The 15,971-nt window shown below is 38.2% G+C and carries 15 protein-coding genes and 1 riboswitch; of the genes, 12 read left to right on the top strand and 3 right to left on the bottom strand.

All coding sequences use genetic code 11. The features are described 5' to 3' along the window. Positions 1-74: 74 nt before the first annotated feature. Positions 75-332 carry a membrane protein insertion efficiency factor YidD gene (gene yidD / locus HCJ54_RS07955; protein ID WP_185527493.1) on the bottom strand — a complete coding sequence of 86 codons (258 nt, stop codon included), beginning with the start codon at positions 330-332 and terminating at the stop codon, positions 75-77. 74 nt (positions 333-406) lie between these two features. Here yidD and ytkD point away from each other — a divergent pair, with 74 nt between their 5' ends. Both ytkD and HCJ54_RS07945 read left to right on the top strand, forming a co-directional pair. After that, the gene (gene ytkD / locus HCJ54_RS07950; protein WP_187137253.1) at positions 407-883 is read left to right on the top strand and encodes an RNA deprotection pyrophosphohydrolase; all 477 of its coding nucleotides are present in this window, start codon (positions 407-409) and stop codon (positions 881-883) included. A 5-nt stretch (positions 884-888) separates the two neighbouring features. Continuing rightward, positions 889-1,131 (top strand): DUF2584 domain-containing protein, encoded by a 243-nt coding sequence (locus tag HCJ54_RS07945; protein ID WP_036067557.1) that lies wholly within the window; start codon positions 889-891, stop codon positions 1,129-1,131. 47 nt (positions 1,132-1,178) lie between these two features. Here HCJ54_RS07945 and HCJ54_RS07940 read toward each other — a convergent pair whose 3' ends face one another. Continuing rightward, positions 1,179-1,463 (bottom strand): hypothetical protein, encoded by a 285-nt coding sequence (locus tag HCJ54_RS07940; protein ID WP_036067575.1) that lies wholly within the window; start codon positions 1,461-1,463, stop codon positions 1,179-1,181. A gap of 126 nt (positions 1,464-1,589) precedes the next feature. Here HCJ54_RS07940 and HCJ54_RS07935 point away from each other — a divergent pair, with 126 nt between their 5' ends. The 10 genes from HCJ54_RS07935 (at position 1,590) to HCJ54_RS07890 (ending at position 14,622) form a co-directional block, all read left to right on the top strand. Beyond that, entirely contained in the window at positions 1,590-1,946 is a 357-nt protein-coding gene (locus tag HCJ54_RS07935; protein ID WP_187137252.1) for a thiol-disulfide oxidoreductase DCC family protein, read from the top strand. A 58-nt stretch (positions 1,947-2,004) separates the two neighbouring features. Next, positions 2,005-2,109: riboswitch (SAM riboswitch) on the top strand. 186 nt (positions 2,110-2,295) lie between these two features. Next, a complete protein-coding gene (metK, locus tag HCJ54_RS07930; protein WP_187137251.1) occupies positions 2,296-3,510 on the top strand; it encodes a methionine adenosyltransferase in 1,215 nt (404 codons plus the stop codon). Positions 3,511-3,674: 164 nt separating this feature from the next. Next, entirely contained in the window at positions 3,675-4,451 is a 777-nt protein-coding gene (locus HCJ54_RS07925; RefSeq protein ID WP_185527487.1) for a carbonic anhydrase, read from the top strand. Positions 4,452-4,598: 147 nt separating this feature from the next. Then, a complete protein-coding gene (locus HCJ54_RS07920) occupies positions 4,599-5,354 on the top strand; it encodes a carbonic anhydrase (RefSeq protein ID WP_187137250.1) in 756 nt (251 codons plus the stop codon). A 137-nt stretch (positions 5,355-5,491) separates the two neighbouring features. Further along, on the top strand, positions 5,492-7,357 hold the full coding sequence (gene asnB / locus HCJ54_RS07915; RefSeq protein ID WP_187137249.1) for an asparagine synthase (glutamine-hydrolyzing): 1,866 nt from the start codon (positions 5,492-5,494) through the stop codon (positions 7,355-7,357). 341 nt (positions 7,358-7,698) lie between these two features. After that, complete coding sequence (locus HCJ54_RS07910) at positions 7,699-9,015, top strand: glycosyltransferase (protein ID WP_187137248.1); 1,317 nt, start codon at positions 7,699-7,701, stop codon at positions 9,013-9,015. A 991-nt stretch (positions 9,016-10,006) separates the two neighbouring features. Beyond that, positions 10,007-10,405 carry a glycerol-3-phosphate cytidylyltransferase gene (tagD, locus tag HCJ54_RS07905; protein ID WP_185409274.1) on the top strand — a complete coding sequence of 133 codons (399 nt, stop codon included), beginning with the start codon at positions 10,007-10,009 and terminating at the stop codon, positions 10,403-10,405. An 81-nt stretch (positions 10,406-10,486) separates the two neighbouring features. Then, positions 10,487-12,823 carry a CDP-glycerol glycerophosphotransferase family protein gene (locus tag HCJ54_RS07900; protein ID WP_187137247.1) on the top strand — a complete coding sequence of 779 codons (2,337 nt, stop codon included), beginning with the start codon at positions 10,487-10,489 and terminating at the stop codon, positions 12,821-12,823. Between the two features lie 6 nt (positions 12,824-12,829). Next, positions 12,830-13,837, top strand: a complete 1,008-nt coding sequence (locus HCJ54_RS07895; protein WP_187137246.1) for an XcbB/CpsF family capsular polysaccharide biosynthesis protein — start codon at positions 12,830-12,832, stop codon at positions 13,835-13,837. Beyond that, a complete protein-coding gene (locus HCJ54_RS07890; protein WP_342354450.1) occupies positions 13,834-14,622 on the top strand; it encodes a DUF6270 domain-containing protein in 789 nt (262 codons plus the stop codon). The genes HCJ54_RS07895 and HCJ54_RS07890 overlap by 4 nt, the downstream gene beginning before the upstream one ends. Before the next feature lie 220 nt (positions 14,623-14,842). On the opposite strand, the gene HCJ54_RS07885 is transcribed toward HCJ54_RS07890, so the two are convergent. Next, positions 14,843-15,904: a MupG family TIM beta-alpha barrel fold protein gene (locus tag HCJ54_RS07885; RefSeq protein WP_187137245.1), complete on the bottom strand. Its 1,062-nt coding sequence runs from the start codon at positions 15,902-15,904 to the stop codon at positions 14,843-14,845. Between the last annotated feature and the right edge of the window lie 67 nt (positions 15,905-15,971).

Genomic DNA, 15,971 nt, shown 5'->3' with positions numbered 1-15,971 from the left:
GAAAACACAAGGATTTATTATTTTTTCATGAAAGAATAAGAGCAGTTACAAGCACACCTTCCTTGCACCTACTCTTATTTTTCATTATAATGGTGATGATGGTGGCCCTCGTGGTCGCACTTCATTGGGACTAGGTCGACACCGCCTTTATGGAAGGGGTGACATTTAGAAATTCTTCTAATTGTTAGCCAACCGCCTTTTAATGCACCATGTTCTGTGATAGCTTCCATCCCATATTGCGAGCAAGTAGGATAGAAACGACAAGTCCCAGGCTTCAGTGGTGAAATATATTTGCGATATAGCTGAATACCGCCCAACATGATCTTCTTCATTTTAAAATCACCTTCATCGTAAAATTAGATATCTTCATCGTACCACAAATTTGAAAAAAAGAAAGAGGAGTGGCATGTATACGTATCAAGATTCGCTCGGTAATACGGTATCGATCCAGTTTGATGCGACAGAAGAAGCAGACGACGTTCTCGTCATCGCTAAATTTCATGATGCCTGGCTATTTACGACGCATAAAACGCGCGGTATCGAGTTTCCTGGTGGCAAGGGTGAGCCTAATGAAACGAATGAGGAAGCAGCGCGACGCGAAACAATGGAAGAAACCGGCGCCAAATTAGACAAATTATATATTATAGCGCAATATAAAGTGAAGACTACCGATCGTATTTTTACAAAACGGGTCTATTTAGCAAACGTTACGACATTTGTAAATCAAATCGACTATATGGAAACGCTAGGCCCAACGCTTATTTCAGGTAATTTAGCTGATATTGTCAAGCAGGAATATTTTAGCTTTTTTATGCGCGATAAAGGCATGCAAGTCGTTATAAAGCGAGCTTTGGAGCAACTAAAAATAAATAATTGGAGGTAATATGCATGGGAATGCCATTAGAAGTAAACACGATGATCGTTACGAAGGGAAAGGAAAAACGTCTATCTGATAATTTCTTCGAGCTTGTGAAGGATGGGTATCGAATTTATCCAATTGATGTGCCAATCGAAGTCCGGACAACGAAAGAAAGTGAAACAAACGGTATTGCTGTACCACAGAAGCTGATCTGGGAAAACGATACAACCATTATTACATATGAATTAGTATCGCTAAACTCCAGCAACTAAAAAAAGCTGAGCCTCACAAATAGGAGAGACTCAGCTTTTCATAAGTGTTATGCTTCTTTGTTCTTATTCGACATACGGCGAACCCAAGCGACAATGCTAATAATCAATGAAAAGATATATTCGCCAAGCGTCGCGATGAAGATGGATATGGCAATCTCTGCCTGTGAAACTCCGCCACCATAAAAACTAATAAAGAATATAATCCCACTTGCGACAAGGCCCAGCGTTGCTAAAAAGTACTTGAACCAGCGCCATTTTAAGACAAATTCAAAAATGCACACAGCGATAATAAAAATCGCAAAAATAATCAAAGTTAACGTTGAAAATATCATAGTTTCTTCTCCTTTGGTGAACCAATCATTCATACAATCTAGGAAACTCCTGACGTATAAAATTCATTTTAACATAGTTTTGCGAGAATGGTAAGCAGGAAATATAATTTGAGGAGGCATCTCTAAATGAAAGACATTGTTTTATATGACGAAAATTGCCGATTTTGCAAAGCCACGAAACGACTGTTTGAAAAGTTAGACTGGATGCAAGTCATCGAGTGGAAGCCGCTCCAAGAAACACAGGACATAGGTTTTACACAAGAAGAATTGCTACGCGAGATTCATTTGATTACACCAACCGGTAGCGCAAAAAAAGGGTTTTTTGCAATTCGTCGAATGTTGTTGCGTTTCCCACTAACCGGATTGATTGGGTTGATTATGTACATTCCAATTTTTAAGCCTGCGGGACGATTGGGCTACCGAGTTGTCGCGGATAATCGGACATGTGATATTCGAAAAAAAGGACAAGGGTGCAACTCGTAATTTTTGTGCGTGACAAGATTCATGAAACATGTTACAATGATGTGAAAACTAAATTAAACTCTTATCCAGAGCGGTAGAGGGACTGGCCCTTTGAAACCCGGCAACCTACATGTATTGTAAGGTGCTAACCTGTGGCAGGAATTGATTTCCTGATCGATGAGAGCGAAGGTATTGTAAATAATAGCCTTCTCTCTATTCCGCGCGCAATTGGCAAAATAGGGAGAAGGCTTTTTGTTGGCATCATTTAGATGTCTATAAAATGAGTGAACGAGACTGGAATGGAAATACTTGCTGTTCGCATTTTTACAATCCACTTCGCGATGGAGAAGAATAAAGGAGGAAATAAAGAATGGCAAGAAACCGTCATTTATTTACGTCAGAATCTGTTTCTGATGGACATCCGGATAAAATCGCGGATCAGATTTCCGATGCGATTTTGGATGCAATTTTAACAAAAGATGCTGATGCTCGTGTGGCATGTGAAACAACGGTAACAACGGGGCTTGTGCTAGTAGCAGGAGAAATTTCAACATCGACCTATGTAGATATTCCGAAAATTGTGCGGGATACGATTAAAGAAATTGGCTACACACGTGCAAAATATGGTTTTGATGCAGAAACATGTGCTGTATTAACCGCGATTGATGAGCAGTCACCGGATATCGCTCAAGGTGTAGACGTGGCACTAGAATCACGCGGCATCGGGCACACGGATGAAGCAATTGATGCGATTGGAGCGGGAGACCAAGGCTTAATGTTTGGTTTTGCAACAGATGAAACGGAAGAATTAATGCCACTGCCGATCTCACTCGCACACGCACTCGCACGTAAAATTGCTGAGTTACGCAAGAATAACACATTGACATACTTGCGTCCTGATGCGAAAACACAAGTGACGGTGGAATATGATGAGAATAACGAACCAATTCGAATCGATACAATCGTAATTTCAACACAACACCATCCAGATATTGCACAAGAGCAGATTGCAGCAGACATGCATAAATTGGTCATTGAAGAGGTAATTGATACACGGCTTCTTGACGCTGAAACAAAATACTTTATCAATCCAACAGGACGCTTTGTTATCGGTGGGCCTCAAGGAGATGCAGGCTTAACAGGACGAAAAATTATCGTGGACACCTATGGCGGTTATGCCCGTCATGGCGGCGGCGCGTTCTCCGGTAAGGACCCAACTAAAGTCGACCGTTCAGGCGCTTATGCCGCGCGTTACGTCGCTAAAAACATCGTTGCAGCAGGGCTAGCGAAAAAAGTGGAAGTCCAGTTGGCCTATGCGATCGGTGTTGCTCACCCCGTTTCAATTTCGATTGACACATATGGCACGAGTGACTACAGTGAACAAGACTTAATCAACGCTGTGAATCAATTTTTCGATTTACGTCCAGCAGGTATTATTCAAATGCTTGATTTGCGACGCCCAATTTATCGCCAAACGGCAGCATTTGGTCATTTTGGTAGATTAGACCTCGATTTACCTTGGGAACGAGTGGATAAGGCTGTACAAATGAAAGAATTTCTTTTAGCATTTGCAAAAGTGAACTAATATATAATCGAGAAAACCTGACAGGATAAGCAATCTTGTCAGGTTTTTTCATGAAATTTATATATTTTCATATAAATTTCGTAATTTTGTCACAAAAAATACACACACTTATGAATCATTATGTAATATAATAATTAAGTTACTTAACGAAAGGAGTTTTCAACATGAAAACAAAATTATTAGCAGCTTCAGCAATTGCGGCATCACTTGTTCTTGTAGCAGGTTGTGGCAATAGCGATACAAGCGACACAAAAAAAGAGGAAAAAACAGCAAAAACAGAGACAACAGCAAAACACGAGGATCATTTAGACTACCATGATCAAAAATCGTGGCAATTTGAAGCAGGCGATACGCAGTCCCCAATCAACATTGAAACAGCAAAAACAGAGCCAATGAAGGACACAGGGACTATTGAATTAAACTACAATCAAAAAGTGACCGATGAAGTAGACAATGGCCATAGTATTCAAGTGGATGACGGTGGACAAGCGACTATCAACGGGCGCAAATTTGAATTAAATCAATTCCATTTCCATGCAGAAAGTGAGCATACAGTGGATGGGAAACATTATCCAATCGAAGCCCACTTTGTAAATGAAAATCAAGATAGCCGTCTAGCAGTTATTGGCGTTTTCTTTAAAGAAGGTAAAGCAAATCCAGCCTTCCAAAGCATTTTAAACAATGTCAAAAAAGGTGAAAAAACAACAGTTAGTGAGCCAATTGATGTGGCAGCTTTACTTCCAACAAACAAATCATATTATCACTATCTAGGATCTTTGACTACACCACCATTATCTGAAAACGTGGAATGGTATGTCATGTCTACTCCAGTAGAAGTTTCCAAAGAACAAATTGCAGAATTCAATAAATACTATGATGGTAATAATCGCAAAATTCAACCACTACATGACCGTCCAGTATTGAAGCATACAGAGCAATAAAATAATTAAGATACCAGTATTTACTGATAGTTAAGTCGGTAAATGCTGGTGTTTTTTTGTATTTTAAAAGTACATAAAACGAACAATTTTCCAGCTGATTGTATTGTATAATAATTGAGTAAGCAATCAAAAGAAAAGGAGTTAGTTATGAAAAGTAAATTTTTAGTGGCATCTGGAATTGCAGCATCACTTGTTCTGGTAGCTGGATGTGCTAGCAACAGTGATGAAAAAGCCGATGCAAAAGATGCACCAAAACACGAAGAGCATTTAGATTATAAGGATCAAAAATCATGGCAATTTGAATCTGGTAAATCACAATCACCAATTAATATTGAAACGACTAAAACAGAACCAATGATTGATGCGGGAAATATGGAATTAAACTATAGTCAAACCGCACTAGATGAAGAGGATAATGGTCATAGTATTCAAGTTGGCATGAATGGGCAAGCTGCAATTAATGGTCGTCAATTTGATTTAAAACAAGTTCATTTCCATGCCAAAAGCGAACATACAGTGGACGGAAAACATTATCCAATCGAAGCTCACTTTGTAAATGCAGGTCAAGATGGCCGATTAGCAGTTATCGGTGTATTTTTTAAAGAAGGAAAAGAAAATCCAGCATTTGAAACAATTTTATCTAATGTGAAAAAAGGGGAGAAAATAGATTTAAACACACCGTTAAACGTCCCAGCATTGATACCGACAAATAAAACATACTATCACTATTTAGGATCACTAACAACTCCTCCGTTAGCAGAAAATGTAGAATGGTATGTAATGGAAAATCCTGTAGAGGTTTCCAAAGAACAAATTGTTGCATTCAATAAATATTATGATCATAATAACCGTGAAGTACAACCGCTTCATGAACGACCAGTATTAAAACATACAGAAAATTAGAAATATTAAAAAGAGTTCGATTTTTAAAATCGAACTCTTTTTTGCGCTATACTGTTCAAACAAACCCTATTTATGATATGATAGACGTTGTTGAAAAAGAGGATATAAATAGTTTAAAATAGAGGAGAAATGTGACGATGTGTGGATTTATTGGATGCGTACATGACCGCATTGCTGAGATTACTGGTGAGGAAAAAGAAACTTTTAAACAAATGAATGACATGATCACGCACCGTGGCCCTGATGATGAGGGTTATTTTACGGATGAGCATATTCAATTTGGTTTCCGCCGCCTAAGTATTATTGATGTAGAAAACGGTCATCAGCCGCTGACGTATGAAAATGAACGTTATTGGATAATTTTTAACGGTGAAATTTATAATTATGTGGAGCTGCGCGAAAACCTTGTGAAGGAAGGTATGACTTTCGAAACGAGCAGTGATACAGAAGTTATTATCGCTACATATGCCAAGTATAAAGAGAAAACAGCGGAGCAATTACGCGGTATGTTTGGCTTTGTTATTTGGGATAAGCAAGAAGAGAAGATTTACGGTGCCCGCGATCCATTCGGTATTAAGCCATTTTTCTATGCAGAAGAAGACGGTAAGCTATATATGGGCTCTGAGAAAAAATCAATCTTGCATGCGTTGACATCGACGAAACTAGACGAGGTTTCATTGCAAAATTATATGACTTTCCAGTTCGTTCCAGAACCGGACTCGTTGACACAAGGCATTAAACGCCTTGAGCCAGGTCATTATTTCACGAAGAAAATCGGTGGACCAATGCAGATTAGCCAGTACTGGAAGGCAAAATTCCAGCCGATTGCTAAATCTGAGGATACATTCATTAAAGAAATTCGCGATGTGATGTATGATTCTGTGAAGATGCATATGCGCAGTGACGTGCCTGTCGGTTCCTTCCTTTCAGGTGGGATTGACTCATCGATTATTGCGGCCATTGCAAAAGAATACCATCCAGCGATCAAAACGTTCTCCGTGGGCTTTGAGCGCGACGGTTTTAGCGAAGTGGATGTTGCGAAGGAAACAGCCGAAAAATTAGGCGTGGAAAATATTAGTTACATCATTACACCGCAAGAATACATGGATGAATTACCGAAAATCGTTTGGCATATGGATGATCCGTTGGCAGACCCAGCTGCGATTCCGCTTTATTTCCTATCTCGTGAAGCGCGTAAACACGTGACGGTTGCTTTATCAGGAGAAGGTGCGGATGAACTGTTCGGTGGATATAACATTTACAATGAACCAAACTCACTTTCGATGTTTAACAAAATGCCGAGTGCTTTGAAATCGATGCTTCGTGGTGTCGCGAATGTTATGCCTGAGGGAATGCGCGGTAAAAGTTTCCTAGAGCGCGGAACAACACCGATGGAAGAACGTTATATCGGTAACGCGAAGATGTTTACAGAAGCGGAGAAAAAAATCTTGTTGCCGAAATATCAAACTGGCCATGATTACACAAAAATTACGGATCCGTTATACGCGGAAACAGTTGGCTACAATCCAGTAGAACGTATGCAATACATTGATATTCATACGTGGATGCGTGGAGATATTCTATTGAAAGCCGATCGTATGACGATGGCAAACTCATTAGAAGTTCGTGTGCCGTTCTTGGATAAAGAAGTATTCCGTGTTGCAAAAGATATCCCGGCATCACTGAAAACAACAAATGGTACGACGAAATACGTCTTGCGTAAAGCAGCAGAAGCTTTCGTACCAGAGCACGTTTTAAATCGTCGCAAACTTGGATTTCCTGTGCCAATCCGTCACTGGTTGAAAGACGAAATGAATCAATGGGTGAAAGCTATTATTCGTGATTCACCAACGGATCATTTAATTAACAAGAAATACGTCTTGCAATTGCTAGAAGACCATTGTGCTGGCAAACAAGATTATAGCCGTAAAATTTGGACGGTTGTTATTTTTATGATATGGTACGATGTTTATGTGGAAAATAAGTATGATTTTGGGAAATAATAAATGATAAGCTAAAGCACTCGGCCTTCTGGTCAGGTGCTTTTTGTTGTTAGACATATGTAATTTTAATTATATAAATATAAATGTAAGCGTACGCAAATCGCTTGAAAGATGTGTTTATGTATATATAATGAACTTTTCTATAGAAGCTTGAATACGCGGAGTCCTGACTGTATAATAATAGAAGTAGAGTCAATAAAATAAGATTGTAGAATTAAAAAAGTTGAAATAGTGCCATAAAAAAATATTTTTGTGCTTTTGTCAAATTAAAATATGCATTATTCGATGATTTTAAAATATATTTTCTTAATATTCAATTTTTAAAAAGGGGAGTAAGCAGAATGATTTCTGTAGATTCGAAAGAGCAGGACATGAATAAAGAATATCAATATCGAAAAGAGGAGACAAATTGGTCACGGTTGCTATTTTTGGCGATTATTTCCATTTGTAGTAGCTTGATGTTTTATATATGCATCATTGTCTATACAAATTGGGGAATGCTTACGAGTATGCTGATGGCGGCACCGTTACTTTACGCGCTGTTAAAATTATTTTTATCTTTGTTTTATCGTCCCTACCAAGATGAAGTAGGTGATAGCAAGAATGTAAGTGTAATTATACCGTCTTATTTAGAATCACCAGAAAGCATTACCGATTGTGTTCATTCTATTTTAGCCCAAGAGTATACGGTTCACGAAATTATCTTCATAGATGATGGTAGCCCAACGGAAGATGGCTATCGAGCCGCACAAGAAATCGCTAATTATGTAAATAATAATACGCGCATTAAATCTGTTATGACTGTTCACCGCTTCGAAAAAAATCAAGGAAAGCGAGAAGCGCAGAAATGGGGATTCAAACACGCGACAGGTGAATTTGTGATGATTATTGACAGTGATAGTTATTTTTTCAAAACAACCATTAAAGAAATTATGAAACCATTTGCGAGAGATAATATTTGGGGTGTTACTGGGCATGTAAGGGCTCGTAATAAAAATAAGAACATTATGACATTATATCAAGATGCCCTCTACGATCGAGCCTTTTATGTGGGGCGTGGCGTACAAAGCTTATCAGGTGATGTTTTAGTTTGTTCGGGTGCTTTATCTGTATTTAGACGAGATTTTATCATGGCTAATTTAGATGATTTCACAAGGACAACTTTCGGTAAGAAAAATTCAATTGGTGATGATCGTAGATTGACGAATATGGCACATGAAGGCGGAGGGCGTATTGTTTATCAGGCTACAGCGCAATGTTTAACAGATGTACCGGATAATCCTAAAAAATTTTTGAAACAGCAAACTAGGTGGTCCAAATCGTTTTTTGTAGAAAGTATTAGAGCCTATCGTTTTGCTTGGAAAAGACCGATGTTCTTGTTTTGGTTAACGTGCGAACTGATTTTATGGTTGTTTTTCTTAGTGTCACTATTATTTCATCTAGATACATTACATGAGTATTTTAGTTGGAGCTTTGTTTTTTATCAAAGCATTTATATTATGATGATTGGTTTCGTATGTAATGCTTATTATGCTAGACAGAATATTCTATCTTTTTTATTGTCGCCTATTTATATTATTATTCATGCAATATGGCTAATCCCTGTTAGAATCTATGCATTATGCACGCTGAATAATGCAAAATGGGGAACACGCTAAATAAAGGGAAATGGATCAATAAGATTAAACTAGTTGGTCTAATAGTTTCCGATAAAGAGCCTTTGACTTGGATGGTTGTCTTAGGTTCTTTGTCTGTTATTGTAGATAAAAATAGAAGCAGAGTATACGGAATGTTGAAAAATTTTAATTTGGTGCAAAAACGTGGAGATTGTTAATTTTTGGACGCTTATATTTGAGTAATTTCAGTGTTTTTTTCCTTATTTGTGAAGATATTATGAATTATTTTTTGAAGGCTTGAAATACATATAAACTTGGCTGTATAATCAATTAAGGAAATAGGTGTTTTGTGGAGAAGCAGTAATGATGACAGGAAGATTGGCTCAAAATAAAGCATAGAGAGGTCATTAAATTTTTGTACTGTCACTTTGTAGTATTTAATCCTTTAAATAAAAAAGAAAGAATATTCTGTTTATTTATTTGGTTTTTTTTTTTAGCTAGGCCTAAGCGATAATGTCTATGAAACAAGAAATAGATAAGGTTATAAAATTAAAAATAGTTATTGGATACTTTTTTATGTTGCTCTATATTGTAACAAAATGAGAGAGGCTTGCGAAAAAAGAGTGATTTATTCCAAATAAGTGACTATAAGATTCAAAAATCGGTTTTAATAAAAAAATGAACTAGTAAATGGGTTGAAAACTAGGTAATTTACACAAAAATCATAAAAATATGTATAAAAAGTGAAAGATTCAGAATGCTATTGTGTATCGATGAATTGGTATGTATAATGAGGAACGTACCTCACTTTAATGTAATAATGGAGTGAAAGGTGAGATGTCAATTTGTTCAAGTAAAGCGTCTAAGGTTTGCGGGAATCATTTATGACGAAGAGCAAATGGCAGTGCACGAATTTTATGGTTGCCGAGTTGTTGTAGTATTTTTGTTATTTTATTGTTCATGTACTGAAGTTGATGCGGTCCACAAACGCACTTGTTGAACTATCATAAGTATGGAGAGGAAGAGATGATGCGTGAAAAAAATTATCACATACGGTACGTTTGATTTACTCCATTGGGGACATATTCGCCTTTTGGAGCGTGCCAAGGAGCTAGGAGATCACTTAACAGTCGTATTATCAACAGACGAGTTTAATCAGCTAAAGGACAAGAAGGCATTTCACAACTATGAGCAACGTAAGTATTTACTCGAAGCAATCAAACATGTGGACAAGGTTATTCCTGAAACATCTTGGAATCAGAAGATTGCGGATATTCAAACGAATCAAATTGATATTTTTGTAATGGGTGATGATTGGAAGGGTCAGTTTGACTTCCTCACGCCTTATTGTAATGTATGCTATCTGGAACGAACGAAAAATATTTCTACGACATACATTAAACAACAGCTTGCCGGCAGTATCGAGACCTAACGCGCGGTATTCCTCTTCTATAAGGGTAAATATGATGAAAAAGTGGAGAGAGATTTTTTTTGAAAATGAGGAGTCATCGAGATGAAGGTTGGGATTATCGGATTTAATGTTTTTTCGCCAGGTGGTACGAGTCGGAGTAATTTAAATTTAACGAAGGAATTTAATCAAGAAGGGATCACGATTGTGATTTATAACGCGCGCTCTTTTTCACCTACGGATATTTTAAGTCTTCGCCACCAGGAAGGACTAAGCTCTCAGGTGATCTTCAAGCCTATTCAAGATTTAGGTAAGGATGAAACGATTGATTTATATATAATTACTCGGGAGACCTTTTTTCCTTTGGCACAACTCATTAAGCATTATTGCCCTCACGCGATGGTCATAGGGGAAATACATGCACCGCTTAGTTTGCTTCCTGATAATTTGGCAACCGATTTACACGCATTAGACTATGTAAGAGTCGCGACAGAATCTATCAAAACACAATTCCATATGAAATATAAATACGATGCTTTGCTTGTGCATCACGTTAGCACACATCATGTGACATTACCAAAAAATACAGCGCAAAAGCCTACGAGTAATCTGTTTGTTTTATCTCGTTTTGAAGATGATGTGAAAGATATCTCATATGCAATACGGCTTTTAGACTACCTCGTACATTACCACAAGGCAACGCATATCAAGCTGTATATTCAAGGATATGGCCCGTCGGAGATGTTATACAGGAATTTGATTAATAATTATTCACTGCATGCCAACGTGTTTTTTAATCAAGGGATACCGGTGGACTATATTTATTTTTCGACATCCCGTTATGAAACGTTCGGGTACTCTATATTAGAGGCGCTGGCAGAAGGGAAGCGAGCCATTTTATTTCCAGGAGAAGACAGAGTATTAAGAGAAGTATATGGTAATCCTAATAATATTCAATGGATTACGAAAGATATACAAGCTGATGCGCCGCGTGTTCTGAATTTTATCGCATCTACGGAGCGGATCAACTATCGTCAAGCGTTACCAGTCATTGCGACGCCTCAAAACTATGTTTCGCTCTATATGCAGCAATTAGCGACCTTTAAACGCCAAAAACAGAAGCATTTCATCGCAACAAAAAGTGTCGATGATGTTTGGACAGAAGTCTTGACGAGTCCGGTTCATCAGATTCCGATGGCCTATCAACTTTATGGTTACTTAAAAGATAAGCCGGTTATCGGGAAATTTTTGACGAGTCATTCTGTTAAAAATATGCTTCATTCTATGCTGGATCGTATCGAGGCTTGGAAAGAGCGGCATCAGCGGACAACATTAGTGAATGACAATATGTATTTTATCGAATCGTTTCATGGGAAATCTTTTTCTGGTGATCCGAAATATATGGCGCTTTGGCTAAAGCAAAACATTCCGGATGCCAAAATATTTGTCAGCTCGGTGAATCAGTTGGTGGACATGGAAATTAGGCATTTTGGTATGGAGGCGCTAAGGTTGGGCAGCGCAAACTATCTGCAAAAATTCCGGATGTGTAAATATATCATTGTTAATGGAAACCCGTTAGATAAGGCTGGAAAAGGGGCAAATCAAGTCATTATACAAACTTGGCATGGTTTACCGCTTAAGAAGATGGTGGCCGATCTTGAGGATCTAAAACATCGCCAACAAGAATTAAGTGCGTTTCTGCCAAGGATGAAAAAATGGGATTATCTACTAACTTCTTCGGCTTTTAATACGGAATTGTTTACATCTGCATTTTTGTTAAAAGAAAATCCGAAATTGGAAATTCTGGAGATGGGAGCTCCTCGAAATGCTTATTTGATTCAAAATAGGAGTAGGCATGGAGAAAAAGCGCGGTTGCATTTGAAGTATTTCAACCGCCCATTAGATGCGACTAAAAAATTCATTCTTTTCTGCCCTACGTGGCGAAAGCAAGAGCGAGAAGAGGTTACCGGCATTGACTTGAAGAAGTTGATTGAAAACTTGCCGCCAGAATATGAGGTTATTGTGAAATTGCATCCACTTGAAACCTCGCTTCGTAGGCTGTATAAATCATTAGATCCTCGGATTCATTGTTTCTTTAATGAGCTGGTAGATATTCAAGAACTATTTATTTTAGTCGATGTCTTAATTTCTGATTATTCTTCTGCTATTTTTGATTATGCACATCTCAATAAAAAAATTATTATTCTTCAAGAGGATTCAGAAAACTATCAAAAGAAGGTTGGCTGGTACTTTGATATGAAAACGACTTGTTTATTGGAAGGCAAGTCATATACAACGGAAAGTCTCACTCAGGCGATTTTAGAAGAGGATCCGAACATTTTTAGTTATTGTAAAGCGATTCAGAACAATTTGTTAAACAAGGATAACGTATTTACAAATGAGAAATTAATGCACGAATTATTTTTGCAAGAGAGGCTGTGAACATATTTGACAACAAATAAAGATATTGAATTTACAGACATTTATAACTTTCAATGTGATTATGAGAAAACAAAATTGGTCGTTAAAACATTTTCCAATAAAAACATGTTGGAATTGTCACGGGAGACGCAACCAATTTTAGATATGTATAAAGCGGTTTTAGCGCACGATTATATTTTATATATGCATACTGGTCAATCTTCGTATTTTATTCGTCGTAAAGATGTGCACACGATTTGGCAACGAAAAGACCTGGTTCAGCATGGAGATCTGTTTTATTCGCTCGATCAAATACCTGAGGATAGAGAAAACAAGCTTGCTCCTAAGCGTTTGGTTGTCATTTTTTCACCAATGCCTGGGAAGGAACAGTATCATAGCGCGAATATTGCACACCGCTGTTTTACATCATCATTTCCGAGCATGCAGAAGCACTTAGTTAAAAATACAATCATCATGCGTATTATGGATTTGAATTTATCATACGGTAGTCACTATATTAATACGTTTAACTACCATAACATGGAATCTGATATTCAAGAAGCTATTCAGTACGTCATGTATTCGCAGCACATTGCGAAAGAGGATGTGGTTTTATACGGTGGATCAAAAGGTGGAACTGGTGCACTATATCACAGTTTACTCGGTGATTACAATTCTGTGACGGTGGACCCAATTATTAGTATCGAACAATACAACCAAGAGAATGATCTGCATTTTTTACGTGATTTCCGTAAAAGAAGTATTTTGAATGATCTTATCAAACTTGCGAATCAAGAGACAACGAAAAAACGGATTATTTTCGGATATCCGCTCATTTCTTTTAACTATAATTTGTACTCACAAATTCCGTCTGATTCGGTTGAGATTCATAACGTGTTTGATTCATCGGTACACAAGCATGCCGATATTTCGCGAAATACGATGATAGAACAAATTACATGTATTAATGAGCTGTTACTTTCCTCAGATAATCTGCATAAGATTGTAGATCAAATAAGCGCACTAACTGAATAAAGAAGGGGACGAGTAACATTATACCTAAAAAAATTGCGATTGTAGGCTCATGCTTATCCAGAGATAATTTTAATACGACATTTAATCCAGACTATAAAGATGTGTTCGAATGTGTTCTGCATCAGCATCAGTGCAGTTTTCTGAGTCTGATGTCACCGGAGATGCCAATGGTTGAAGATGAAGCGACGGCGGAAATGAATGCTTTTACGAGTTGGCATTTTAAAACGGAGCACACGAAAGAGTTTTTATCTTTGATTCAAACAAGAAAGCCGGAATATCTGTTGTTGGATGCCTATGCGGACATCTATTTGGGAGTTGTGGAAGTTGCGGAAGGCTACTTTACGTATAATCCTAAATTTAAAGATACGCCGGTGCTCCAGTTAGCCAAGGAAAAGTGGACTTTGGACGCGGATTACGAGAAATATTGGAAAGCTTGGACGCAGCATGTGGATGCATTTTTTCAATTTTTACAGGAGGAGGTTCCTTTTTGTAAAATTATTTTAGTAAAAGCACGATTTGCAGATCGGTTTGCAGATGGCAGTTCACTGAATGAGTGGCGAGAAAACCGTAAATATCCGACGGTAGATATTGCGGGCTTAAACGCGCTTTGGGATCAATTAGATCATTACGTGGAAGACTATTTCTCTGTTCAAATTTTAGATATGACGCAAAAAGAGTATACGCTGGATCGGGATCACCCGTGGGGCGCGTTTTATGTGCATTATACGCCTGATTTCTATCATGATTTTATGCAACAACTGATAGAATTAACGAATGGGAAATGAGACTGGAACATACTATTGAATGTGAGTGATGCAGTATGTATATACGAAAAATGTGATGTCTCTATTTGGTTCAAATAAGGTTACTCGTTTCGGTGGTGGGTCAGCTGTAGATGCTGAAAAATCATTAACAGTACAGTAAATTTTTACATTATAAAGGATTGCGAAGCTAAAGAAGATTCTGCTCTTGCTAAAGTGAGCGGAATCTTCTTTGTTATATCGATTAGTTACGCGGTCTTAATTGAAACGCCTGCCCGGGTTTTATGAAGGGGAGTAGAGCAATGGACTCTGGAGTGATATGACCGATATTATTTGTTTTTAGCTCGCTAGGCAAGTCGCGAATGGCTATGGTGACTTCGCCTCGATAACGTCCGAATAGGTTGTTGTCGATGAGAATGCTGCCGATGGGACGGGCGTTGGATGAGGTGGGTGCGATGTCAAGTTTCGCCAGGGCTGGGCGAGATTTTTCTAGGCGAATGAGATCGCGTGCTGGGTCCATGCGGTTATTGTCTGGGGTTAGCAGATGTTTTTGGATGGATGGATCTAGGTTGGATGCTAGTTTGCAGTCAAGTAAGAGCATGTTGTTTTTGGTGAAAGTCGCGAATTGTTCGGTAGTTTGTGTTTGTAAAGATGGATCGCCGATGTAGATGTGATCGACGCCGAGTGCTGCAAGTTCAAGCGCAGAAGCGAATGGATGGCTGTAGCGGTGTTTTTCGAGTGTCGGTAAGCCTTCGAATAAGGGTTGGCGTTTTTTACCGTCGCCGGGTACGAAAGCTGCAATTTTTAAGCCGTGATGGTGTAGAAAATCATTGGTTTTCTGGAAAAAGGGAACATCGAGACCTGTGTGCGGTTTTGGGTAGTAGTTATGGAAGGCCTCGACTTGTGAGATATCAACGCCAGCTTGTACAAGCGCTTCTAAAAAGGGTTGGTCAATTGTGCTGGCGTTGAGGTAGACTTTGATTTTTTTTGCGAGTTTTGCGATTTCGTCTGTGGTGAGGCCGTAATCAACGCGTAAACCGGTGACGCCTAAATCGGATAGTTGGTCGGCATTTTCAATCGTGAGGCTAATGTGTGCCAGCGATTCAGCAGAAATATCGAGGATTAATGGCATCTCGTGCATTTTTGCCGCAGCGCCTAATCTTGTGAGTAGGCGGCGATAGTTTGCAGGATTTTCTTCGGGGATATGTAAAGAACTAAAAATGAGCGAAAAGCCGTTTTTGGATGCTTGTTGGATCGTTTTTTCAAAGTCATGATTGCTGGATAAATAAATCGAGATACCAAACATGTGAATCACCGTACTTTCTTGATATTTTAAATTAAGTATACAGCTAGTGAAATATTATTTCAAACAA

The sequence above is a fragment of the Listeria grandensis genome (assembly GCF_014322885.1).
GTDB classification, from domain to species: domain Bacteria; phylum Bacillota; class Bacilli; order Lactobacillales; family Listeriaceae; genus Listeria_A; species Listeria_A grandensis.
This window is presented reverse-complemented; position numbering and strand designations above follow the sequence as displayed.

Bases quoted from the DNA above. Each gene is read 5' to 3' on its own strand.
- yidD (WP_185527493.1), bottom strand. From the start codon at position 332: ATGAAGAAGATCATGTTGGGCGGTATTCAGCTATATCGCAAATATATT.
- ytkD (WP_187137253.1), top strand. From the start codon at position 407: ATGTATACGTATCAAGATTCGCTCGGTAATACGGTATCGATCCAGTTT.
- HCJ54_RS07945 (WP_036067557.1), top strand. From the start codon at position 889: ATGGGAATGCCATTAGAAGTAAACACGATGATCGTTACGAAGGGAAAG.
- HCJ54_RS07940 (WP_036067575.1), bottom strand. From the start codon at position 1,463: ATGATATTTTCAACGTTAACTTTGATTATTTTTGCGATTTTTATTATC.
- HCJ54_RS07935 (WP_187137252.1), top strand. From the start codon at position 1,590: ATGAAAGACATTGTTTTATATGACGAAAATTGCCGATTTTGCAAAGCC.
- metK (WP_187137251.1), top strand. From the start codon at position 2,296: ATGGCAAGAAACCGTCATTTATTTACGTCAGAATCTGTTTCTGATGGA.
- HCJ54_RS07925 (WP_185527487.1), top strand. From the start codon at position 3,675: ATGAAAACAAAATTATTAGCAGCTTCAGCAATTGCGGCATCACTTGTT.
- HCJ54_RS07920 (WP_187137250.1), top strand. From the start codon at position 4,599: ATGAAAAGTAAATTTTTAGTGGCATCTGGAATTGCAGCATCACTTGTT.
- asnB (WP_187137249.1), top strand. From the start codon at position 5,492: ATGTGTGGATTTATTGGATGCGTACATGACCGCATTGCTGAGATTACT.
- HCJ54_RS07910 (WP_187137248.1), top strand. From the start codon at position 7,699: ATGATTTCTGTAGATTCGAAAGAGCAGGACATGAATAAAGAATATCAA.
- HCJ54_RS07900 (WP_187137247.1), top strand. From the start codon at position 10,487: ATGAAGGTTGGGATTATCGGATTTAATGTTTTTTCGCCAGGTGGTACG.
- HCJ54_RS07885 (WP_187137245.1), bottom strand. From the start codon at position 15,904: ATGTTTGGTATCTCGATTTATTTATCCAGCAATCATGACTTTGAAAAA.